The following is a 9,843-nucleotide window of genomic DNA, read 5'->3' on the forward strand; positions in this document are numbered from 1 at the left end:
ACGTCTCTCCTTAGTTCTGCTCAAGCTTAGTGTTGGTAAATTTCAGGTTAAGTAGTGCCATACCACCTACCAAGATGAAGATAATTGTTGCTATCGCACCGGCTAGACCGAAGTCTTGACCACCGCCACCTTCGAATGCAATACGGTAGGTATAACTTACTAACAAGTCAGTGTAACCTGCTGGCTCTGAAGTACCGACCATGTTCGGGCCACCAGAGGTCAATAGCTGAATCATTACAAAGTTGTTGAAGTTAAACGCAAAGCTTGCAATTAGTAGCGGTGTCAGCGGTTTAATCAACATTGGCAATGTAATATTGAAGAAGTTCTGGATAGGGCCGGCACCATCAATGGCAGAGGCTTCATACAGATCTTCAGGAATCGACTTCAATAGACCCATACATAGAATCATCATGTAAGGGAAACCAAGCCAGGTGTTCACCAATACAACCATCACTCGGGCCATGACCGGATCAGAGAACCATGATGGCTTGATACCAAACATAGCTTCAAGCAACATGTTTATCTCACCAAAGCTCTGGTTGAATAACCCCTTGAAGATAAGAATCGAGATAAACGACGGTACGGCATAAGGAAGAATAAGCAGTACGCGGTAGATACCACTGCCTTTCAACGGCTCCCACTGTACGATAACAGCAAGGATCATCCCCAATGCAAGCGTCAGAGCAACAGCAAGGAAAGCAAAAACAACAGTCCAGACGAAGATGCCGAGGAATGGTTCTTTAATACCGTCATCCGTCAGCACTCGTTCGAAGTTAGCAGCACCAACGCCTACCACAAACCCTGGAGAAATAGGCTTTTCTACAAAATCACCATTTGCATCAACCGGTTGATAAAAGCCAATTTCATAATTTGGCTTAAACAACTGGTTAGTTTGATTATTGAACAGTGACTCTCCGTCTTCCTGCAAAGTGAATAGTGCCGTTTCAGCAGCAAACTTTCGCAGACCACTCATGCGGATATGTTCACCGCTAGGCATCTCCAACTCGACCTTATTGAGGTTAGAGCGGTTTTGCACAATAGTACGGATGATTTCTTTCTCACCCTGCACCGCACTGACCTCGCGCAGATGCATGAACTCTTCTGCAGGCGGATTAGCGATATCAAATACATCAGAGGCTAATAGGTCGCCATTGGCTTTAATAATAAGCTGATGACCGTTATCAACCTTATACAAGTCAAAACCGTAGCTATCACCTGACAAGAATGAACGCTGTTGAAGTACTGTCTGCGCTCGCTCTAGAGACAGCTGGTTGGAGGCACTGTAGTTAGTAAATGCCAATCCGACCGTGTAAATCAGCGGAAAGATAATGAAAACAATCATCCCGGCAATACCAGGATAGATATAGCGATGAGCGTAGGTTTTCTTACTACCAAAAATATAAAGAGCAAGAGCTGTGAGAACAACGGTAAGAAGTGCGAAGGGTATTTCACCCTGAGCATACATTAAGACAGTAGCATAACCGTTAACCGTACCGATCATGCCTAGTAGTGACCATTTCAGCCACTTACGATAATTTAATTTCGAACGTTCCTGAGGTGAATCGAGAAGTTCTGCACCTTGAACTGACTGCATCTCAGCTCCTTGCTAGCAAAATGACAAATAAAAATAGGGAGAGTTTCCCCTCCCCGTAAAAGGAATTACTTAAGAATGTGACCAGCGGCTGCATCAAGGGCATCATCAACACCCTGGCGACCGTCAACAACGTTCTGGATAGCGTTACCTTGTGCGTACCAGAAAGCAGTCATTTGTGGAACGTTTGGCATGATTTCACCGTTCATTGCGTTGTCCATTGTCGCAGCAATACGGGCATCTTTATCAAGCTTCTGCTGGAAAGATTTCAGGGCAACAGCACCTAGTGGCTTGTCAGCATCTACTTTAGCCAGACCTTCGTTAGTCAGTAAGTAGTTTTCGATGAACTCAACAGCTAGATCTTTGTTAGGAGAAACGGCGCTGATACCCGCAGTAAGAACACCAACAAAAGGTTTAGACGGGTTACCGTTTAGCTTAGGAAGTAGAGTGACACCGTAGTCGATACCAGACTTCTCAATGTTGCCCCAAGACCACGGGCCATTGATTGTCATCGCAACAGTACCTTTGTTAAATTCAGCTTCAGAGATGCTGTAGTCCATATCTGGAGAGATAACTTTCTTATCAACCAGAGACTTGATGAAGTTCATACCGTATTTCGCACCTGCGTTATTTACGCCTACGTCTTTCACGTCGTAACCGTTCGCAGTAAATTTGAAGGCATAACCACCATCAGCAGTTAGGATTGGCCATGTGAAGAATGGTTCTTTTAGGTTCCACATGATCGCTTTCTTGCCATCTTTCTGAAGCGTCTTGTCTAGTGCTTCGATGTCTTCCCAGTTTTTAGGTGGATTTGGAACAAGATCCTTGTTGTAAATTAGAGAAAGAGCTTCTACAGCAACAGGATAGCCTACATATTTACCATCGTAGGATACGGCATCCCAAGTAAAGTCGATGATTTTATCTTTCATCTCTTGAGATGGATTAATCTCTGCCAGTAGGCCAGCTTTCGCGTAGCCACCGAAGCGGTCGTGAGCCCAGAAAACAATATCCGGACCATCACCAGCAGCAGCAACTTGTGGGAAACGCTCTGCAAGGTTATCAGGGAAAGCGACAGTGACTTTAACACCTGTATCTTCTTCGAACTGTTTACCTACTTCTGCCAAGCCGTTGTAACCTTTGTCACCATTAATCCAAATGGTAAGTTGACCTTCTTCAATCGCTGCATGTGCAGAGACTGAGCTAAGAGCAGCAAGGGTACATAATGCGACTGTGCTGAGGACTTTCTTCATTATTAACATCCTTCATGATTGTTATTGGCTGTATCGCAAAAAGTATTCCGCGATACAAATTTCAGTCTGTATCTTCCAACAGTATCAAGCACTCGGCATCATCCTGTGTCCTACGCCCCCACCCCCTAAGTGTGAAAAGCGTGATCTCCGTCGTTTCGCTTAGTGATGCAGATCTAATAACGACAGATGATTGTGATACAGCGCACATACTACTGGGAATAAAACAGTCCTTCAGCCCTTACAATGACAAAGTGTGATCCAAACACTCCTCCCCCCTTCATCCCCCTTTTTATTTATCTAAAAGGAGGATGTTTCTGTGCCCATCCTCAGCAAGAATACAACCATACCCACTGGGTAGTTGAAGACACTGTTCTTTTTTCTTAGGTAATGCACTTTTGCACTAACCACTCTTTTAAAGACGACAGCACCATTTTATTTCTTGGGGAAGTAGATAATTTGGATTTGGTCAGGGTAGACGTCTATTCCCTTAATGAATGACGCTCTACCCAGTTTTTCTTCAATTACACTGAAAAATTCTTTACCCGCAAGGTCACGCGCGAATAAGATGAGGCCTTGCTGGCAACAACAACTTAGAGGAATAGGCTCGATGACGAGTGTTACTTTACGAAATGTATGTAAAGCATATGGAGATAACCTGATATCGAAGAACGTTGATCTTGATATTGCTGAGGGTGAGTTCGTTGTCTTCGTTGGTCCATCAGGCTGTGGTAAGTCAACACTTCTACGTTGTATCGCTGGCCTAGAAGACATCACTTCCGGTGATTTGTACATTGGCGAAGAGCGCATGAATGACGTACCACCGTCAGAACGTGGGGTGGGCATGGTATTCCAATCATATGCACTTTACCCTCACCTTAACCTGTTCGACAACATGTCTTTCGGCATGAAGCTGGCTAAAGCCGACAAGGACGAAACTAAACGCCGTGTTGACCACGCAGCAGACATCCTTCAGCTTGGCCATCTTCTTGAGCGTAAACCAAAGGCCCTTTCTGGTGGCCAGCGTCAGCGTGTTGCAATCGGTCGAACTTTGGTTTCCCAACCCAATGTGTTCCTACTGGATGAACCCCTTTCTAACCTTGATGCCGCGTTACGTGTGCAAATGCGTATCGAAATTGCCAAACTGCACAAGCAGTTGGGTTGCACCATGATCTACGTTACGCACGATCAGGTTGAAGCGATGACCATGGCACAAAAGATCGTGGTTCTTGATGGCGGCTATGTTTCTCAGGTCGGTAAACCACTGGAACTTTACCATTACCCGAAAAACCGCTTTGTTGCAGGCTTCATCGGGTCACCAAAAATGAACTTCATGAGCGTATTCATCGAACAGGTTGAAGCAGAGCGTGTCATGGTTCAAATGGCTGACGGCAATGCATTCTGGATCCCAGTTGATGGAACAACAGTGACCAAAGGCGACCGTATGTCACTGGGTGTTCGCCCTGAACATTTGGTACCCGCTGGCGAAGGCGATGCAACAATTGAAGGTAAAGTACAAGTGGTTGAAAAACTTGGTTATGAGACCCAAGCTTACCTACACCTTGAGCATATGGATGCCGACTTCATCTACCGCCGTCCTGATACAATCAACGTAGATGCTGGCGATTTGTTCAAATTAGATATTCCTGCGCATCGCTGCCACCTATTCCACAGTGATGGCAACGCTTGCCAACGCCTACACAAAGAACCTTGCGAATAAAAACCAGTTCTCCTTTCTAACTAAAGCGCTGTTGATTAAACCCAACGGCGCTATACCATGACTGAACCGTTGAGTTTTCAGCTCTTATTCGTCGTCGCTTTAAACACCTAAAATGCCATTTCAATAACTATGCCGATGGGATCAACCGTGATACCGCCGGAGCCAATCGTTTCATCTCAATGACAGAAAAATTGTACATTCATTGATCCAAAAGCCTTCCAATTCAGTAAAGGGTGGAATAGGAGTGAATCCGCTCCTACACTAAAACTGAAACCGCAAGTTGGTTATATCGCTAATCTACGGGTATGACTTTGGTATGGAGGATCATGACATGAGCAGCCATGATAGAATCGAAGATATCGAACAACGCATCCATTTAGCTTATCAAGAGGGCAATTACCAAGAAGCAAAAGCACTTGAGGCCAAGATGCAAAAGCTGAGAGGGCAACGAAACCTATACGATGACAATGAACCCTACTCCCTTGAAGGGCGTACCTATATGGAATTCGACTGAAAATCGTGCTGCTCCTTTAGCTAGTTGACCGACGACCAAACAAAAGCGCTGCAATCACAGCGCTTTTGATTTTTGATTCTAAACCGGATGGCTAATACCAGTCTGAATAAGTAGTTGATCAAGTATTTATGTAGGTTGGTATAAATATTCTATTGTTTGATACTGTCAGTCTGCGGCTAGGGCAAGATCAGCACGTTCGACTTGTTGCTGCAATACATGCTGACCTTGCAGTACAGGAAATGCCAAAGAATGATTCGGTTCGGCAAAACTAAGATCTCCCATGACTGGCACAAAACTTGGCTGAACAAGTACAAGATCACGACACTGACCATTCACGGTAACTGATGTGTTTGCAGGATCAAACTTGACCTCAGCGGGTAATTCATCGGCATTAATCAAGAGTTGATACTTCGCTTTGTCCTTTGCCATCAAATGCAGCTCAAGCTGAACAGAATTATGACTCTTGTACTGCAACTCAAAACATTGCAGCCCTTGTTCATTATGTTGGTAACTCACTAACAGCGCATTAGATTCACCAAAACGTAGCTCGGCATCAAACTGCTGCCATGCAGAGGGTAAACAAGGTGCCAACACAATCTTACCTGATAACATTTCAGGCTTAAAACCGATGTAGTCCTGATAACCATTACGTGTAAACTCTGACACCGACCATGCTTGAGCATAGGTTCCTGTCGGTGTAAGTCCACCTTGTTCATTCAAAAACGCATCAAGGTTTTCACTCATTGCCCCACGGTGACCTAAATACAATATCTGCTCAGAAAGATTCTTGGTTAGCTGATAAGCAAAATCAGCGTAGCCATACCCAATCAAGCTTGAAACAGTAAAACCAGCATTCCACCCCCAAATGGTACCGTTATGGTATGCGGCATCTTTGTGGTACTCGTTACGATTAGCATGGTATGGATGGAAAATAGGATCATGCTGCGACAGTGACATGATCCCCCATGGGAGCAGCAACTCACTGACGGCATTCTTCACGACCTTGGCACCAATGGCTTTTTCCAATAAACCATTATCAAACGGTACCGTTACTGTCATCAACTGGTTAGATCGAACCTGCAAATCACGCTGGTCATCAGTATAAAGGCGATCCGCCAACTTTTGCTGCTCATGATCCCAAAACAGATTTTGGAAGCTCACCCTTACCTGCTCGGCCATTTTTTGATAATGCTCACTCCCCTGCACATCGTCGGTTAACTTCGCCAACTCGACAGCGACCAATAAGCTGGTGTACCACAGAGCCTGAATGTCATTGGCACGGGTACCACGGGCAGACCAAGGCAGCTTACCTTCCAGTTTGGCATCCATCCAGGTATCAGGGTCACGGTGAGTCATCAAACCATGTTCATCAAGGTAGTGCTTCTCTATACCCGCAATATAGGTTTGAACCACTGGGTAAATAGCCGCAGCATAGTCTTTGTCACCGCTATAGCGCAGGTAATCCCAGATTTCCCGTACCATCCACGGCGTACCATCTGTGGTGTTATAAATGATATTGGTTAAGCTGGTAACCCTGTTAGGGATGCGGCCAAAATTAACACTGCTTTCATCACTCAATTGCATCGAGGCGAAGTTATCAATAATGGTCTTGGCATCTTCAAAGTCGCCATTGACCAAGGTGATCCCCGGTACAGCAATAAAGGAGTCACGCCCCCAGCAGTCTTTGAACCATGGTAAGCCAGCCCAAATCCCCTTACCAAATTCCGTTGAAACGAATACTTTCCCGGACGCTTTCGCCCACATCAAAGCCCGGTTGTATTCCCTATCTGATGTCCAAACATAAGAATGGGTCAACATGTCATACACCTGTTGCAGGTGAATACTCACCCCATCATTGTCAACCAGCGCTTTCGCTTGTGAGATTGCCTCTGCTTCACTTTCGGCAAAGGCCATATATATCGTCATCTCGGTTTGTGGCTCGGTAGAGGTCAATAATGGTTTGACATGGTGACCACTCAGGTGAAGCTTGTCTTTCAGATCTGGCGTTTCGTCAAATGTGGTTTCTTTAAAACCGAACGCCCGATTAGCGCAAAGGGCGATAAACGATGGCGTACCCGGTTGGCGCAATTCATTCGCAAGCGAGTACACCACCCCACCCTCGAATGCCGTCACTGACGAGCTATCTATAGCAAGGTTTAGCTGAGGGGCTATAGCCAACGTCGCAGGCTTATCGGCACGTACCCTGACTGCTGCACTGCGCTGACGGCTTTGCTGCCCCGAAAATAACATAAAGGTTTCTTCAATGTTGTCATCAGACCCATTGCTAAAGGCATGAGTAACACCGTACGGATAGATACGCGCTTCTGGTGCTGAGGTTTTATCATTGAGTACACCATCGACAAATGACGCCATCGCTCCAAGGTACCAGCCTTGCTTATGGCGATACTTACCGGACGCCACATAGCCATGGGTGACACCATCAAAATAACCATCAATATTATCGCCGAATACAAAGGGAGCACTTTGCTCAACACTGATCGCCAACGCCTCAAACAGTGGCTCTGGCTCTAGAACAGTTCTTCCCTTACCGACAACTTGCCCCTGATCCGCAACCACTGAAAACGAGGCATTGAACAATTCACGGTTCGGCTCGCTATCAAGGTTTTCACCACCAGCTTCAATCACTATCTCCACGCTTTCATCTGAAGCATATACAGAAAGAGTATACAGCCCCGTCTCAGGTGCCATAAAAGTAAGGTCGTTGCCGATCCCTTTTGCTGGGATCAGTGGCAGAAGCTGCTTTAACTCACAAGCAACAGCTTTGTACTTATCGGCGGCAAAACTGAACGCTTCACTGCCTTGCTGATCGGAAATTTTGAAATGATGAAGATCTGCCGAAAAACAAACAATCGCTTGATAACAACCGTTACCCATATACATCATTGGCGTGTCATCACCCCACCCGTTAAAAGTTCCTTTGACATATAACGGTTCGTGAAAAGGTGCTTGATCAATTGTGTTCACGTGTAATCCTTGGGTCGTCGTTCATTACAAAAATGCACAGACTCTCCCAAAAGAGCTGCGCATAATATTATGTTTACTGTTTATCCAGACATGCCTGGTTCGAATCAACGGATCTGAGAAGCTGCTGTATCTAGTGCTTCTTGAACCGTTTGGCGACCTTGAAGCGCATTCTCGATAGCAGCCCCTTCAGCGAACCAGTAAGCGGTCATTTCAGGGATGTTCGGCATGATTTCGCCGTTTTCCGCATTGGTCATGGTCGCGGCAATACGGCTGTCTTTAGACAATTCTTGCTGAAAAGATTTCAACGTCACAGCACCCAACGGCTTGTCATCGTTAACCTTCGCTAGGCCTTCATCTGTGATTAGGTAGTTTTCTAGGAACTCAACCGCTAAGTCAGTGTTAGGACTTGCCGCGTTGATACCCGCACTTAATACACCAACGAATGGGTTTGATTTACCGCCATCCAAGGTTGGGAATACCGCAACACCGTAGTTAATATTAGATTTATCAAGGTTAGTCCAAGACCAAGGACCATTGATGGTCATCGCCACATTGCCTTTATTGAATTCAGACTCGGAAACGGCGTAATCCATATCCGCTGATACAACCCCTTTATTAGATAAACTAACCAAGAAACTCAGACCAGCCACACCGGCTTCGTTGTTAACACCAATTTGCTTGCCATCAAAGCCAGTATCAGTTTTCTTAAACGCATAGCCTCCATTCGCTGAAATCATAGGCCAAGTGAAGTACGCATTCTTCACATCCCACATAATGGCTTTCTTGCCTTTGGCCGACATTTGTTTTTCGATCTCGTACAGCTCTTCCCACGTTGTTGGTGGCTCAGGTAATAAATCTTTGTTGTAAATCAGCGAGGGGGATTCCAATGCGATCGGATAACCAACAAGTTGACCATCATAAGTTACGGCATCCCAGCTAAAGTCGACGAGCTTATTTTTAAATTCTTCTGACGGCGTAACTTTAGTGAGAAGGCCAGATTTCGCATAACCGCCAAAACGGTCATGAGCCCAAAAAATAATATCAGGACCGCCACCTGTTGCCGCAACTTGCTGAAATCTAGCTTCCAGTGAATCAGGGTATTGAACATTAACTTTTACCCCAGTGTCTTCTTCAAATTGACGACCGACTTCAGCTAAGCCTTCATAACCTTTGTCGCCATTAATCCAAATAAGAATTTCACCTTCCTGCATCGCAGAGGCAGCCATAGGAAAAGCAAGAGCAGCAGTCAAAGAGCACTGAGCGAAGGATTTCATCACACGTTTCATAGATATTTCCAAGTTATTTTTATTCGACCCAAGCATTTTCCTCCTCCGACTCAAGATGAGCATCCCCCCCCAGCCTACGCCCCCCTTATGTTGACTCAACTCTGTGAAATTGAACACATTTTGTAGATATAGAAACTTAGCGGCATCATGCGACTTTACTATCAAATACGGTCTTACTCCGCCCTTCAAAAAACTCACAATACAGGGCACGTATGGCTTGCTGATATTCGTTGTCACTTACCACAAACTGTACATCTACATTACGCATAGAAGAGTGCATCGCGATCGGCGTTACCCCATTATTCATTAACGAAATCACGCCCTGAGCCAATGCCACTTTCACGTAAGCCTGCCGCAGCATTAGGATGTAGGCCTCCATCCCTAAGTTTGCCAACTGAACAGCCACATCATAGTTAGTCATTTGTATGCGCCCCATGATCCCACGGGGCGAGTATTAATGAGCGAAGTTCCAGGGCAGTAAAGCGTCGAGATCAGGGTCT

At 45.5% G+C, this 9,843-nt stretch carries 6 protein-coding genes and 1 pseudogene; 2 read left to right on the plus strand and 5 right to left on the minus strand.

The features are described from left to right. Positions 1-10 precede the first annotated feature (10 nt). The gene (gene malF, locus NHN17_RS14260; protein ID WP_255043238.1) at positions 11-1,594 is read right to left on the minus strand and encodes a maltose ABC transporter permease MalF; all 1,584 of its coding nucleotides are present in this window, start codon (positions 1,592-1,594) and stop codon (positions 11-13) included. 65 nt (positions 1,595-1,659) lie between these two features. Then, positions 1,660-2,841, minus strand: a complete 1,182-nt coding sequence (gene malE, locus NHN17_RS14265; RefSeq protein WP_255043239.1) for a maltose/maltodextrin ABC transporter substrate-binding protein MalE — start codon at positions 2,839-2,841, stop codon at positions 1,660-1,662. A gap of 607 nt (positions 2,842-3,448) precedes the next feature. Between malE (NHN17_RS14265) and malK the strand changes: the two genes are divergently transcribed. Further along, positions 3,449-4,558 (plus strand): maltose/maltodextrin ABC transporter ATP-binding protein MalK, encoded by a 1,110-nt coding sequence (gene malK / locus NHN17_RS14270; protein WP_255043240.1) that lies wholly within the window; start codon positions 3,449-3,451, stop codon positions 4,556-4,558. 331 nt (positions 4,559-4,889) lie between these two features. Further along, positions 4,890-5,072, plus strand: a complete 183-nt coding sequence (locus NHN17_RS14275) for a hypothetical protein (protein WP_255043241.1) — start codon at positions 4,890-4,892, stop codon at positions 5,070-5,072. Positions 5,073-5,237: 165 nt separating this feature from the next. Here the strand turns inward: NHN17_RS14275 and NHN17_RS25975 are convergent, their stop codons facing one another. The 3 genes and pseudogenes from NHN17_RS25975 to NHN17_RS14290 form a co-directional block, all read right to left on the minus strand. Further along, positions 5,238-8,057, minus strand: a complete 2,820-nt coding sequence (locus tag NHN17_RS25975) for an amylo-alpha-1,6-glucosidase (RefSeq protein WP_255043242.1) — start codon at positions 8,055-8,057, stop codon at positions 5,238-5,240. Between the two features lie 104 nt (positions 8,058-8,161). After that, positions 8,162-9,331 (minus strand): maltose/maltodextrin ABC transporter substrate-binding protein MalE, encoded by a 1,170-nt coding sequence (gene malE / locus NHN17_RS14285; RefSeq protein ID WP_373689566.1) that lies wholly within the window; start codon positions 9,329-9,331, stop codon positions 8,162-8,164. A 157-nt stretch (positions 9,332-9,488) separates the two neighbouring features. Beyond that, a pseudogene (locus tag NHN17_RS14290) lies at positions 9,489-9,674 on the minus strand (aspartate kinase); the annotation flags it as partial. Positions 9,675-9,843: the final 169 nt, after the last annotated feature.

It is taken from the genome of Photobacterium pectinilyticum (assembly GCF_024357955.1).
GTDB classification, from domain to species: Bacteria; Pseudomonadota; Gammaproteobacteria; order Enterobacterales; family Vibrionaceae; genus Photobacterium; species Photobacterium pectinilyticum.

What these genes read in the sequence shown, in the direction of transcription:
- malF (WP_255043238.1), bottom strand. Translation starts at nt 1,594, where the DNA reads ATGCAGTCAGTTCAAGGTGCAGAACTTCTCGATTCACCTCAGGAACGT.
- malE (WP_255043239.1), bottom strand. Translation starts at nt 2,841, where the DNA reads ATGAAGAAAGTCCTCAGCACAGTCGCATTATGTACCCTTGCTGCTCTT.
- malK (WP_255043240.1), top strand. Translation starts at nt 3,449, where the DNA reads ATGACGAGTGTTACTTTACGAAATGTATGTAAAGCATATGGAGATAAC.
- NHN17_RS14275 (WP_255043241.1), top strand. Translation starts at nt 4,890, where the DNA reads ATGAGCAGCCATGATAGAATCGAAGATATCGAACAACGCATCCATTTA.
- malE (WP_373689566.1), bottom strand. Translation starts at nt 9,331, where the DNA reads ATGAAATCCTTCGCTCAGTGCTCTTTGACTGCTGCTCTTGCTTTTCCT.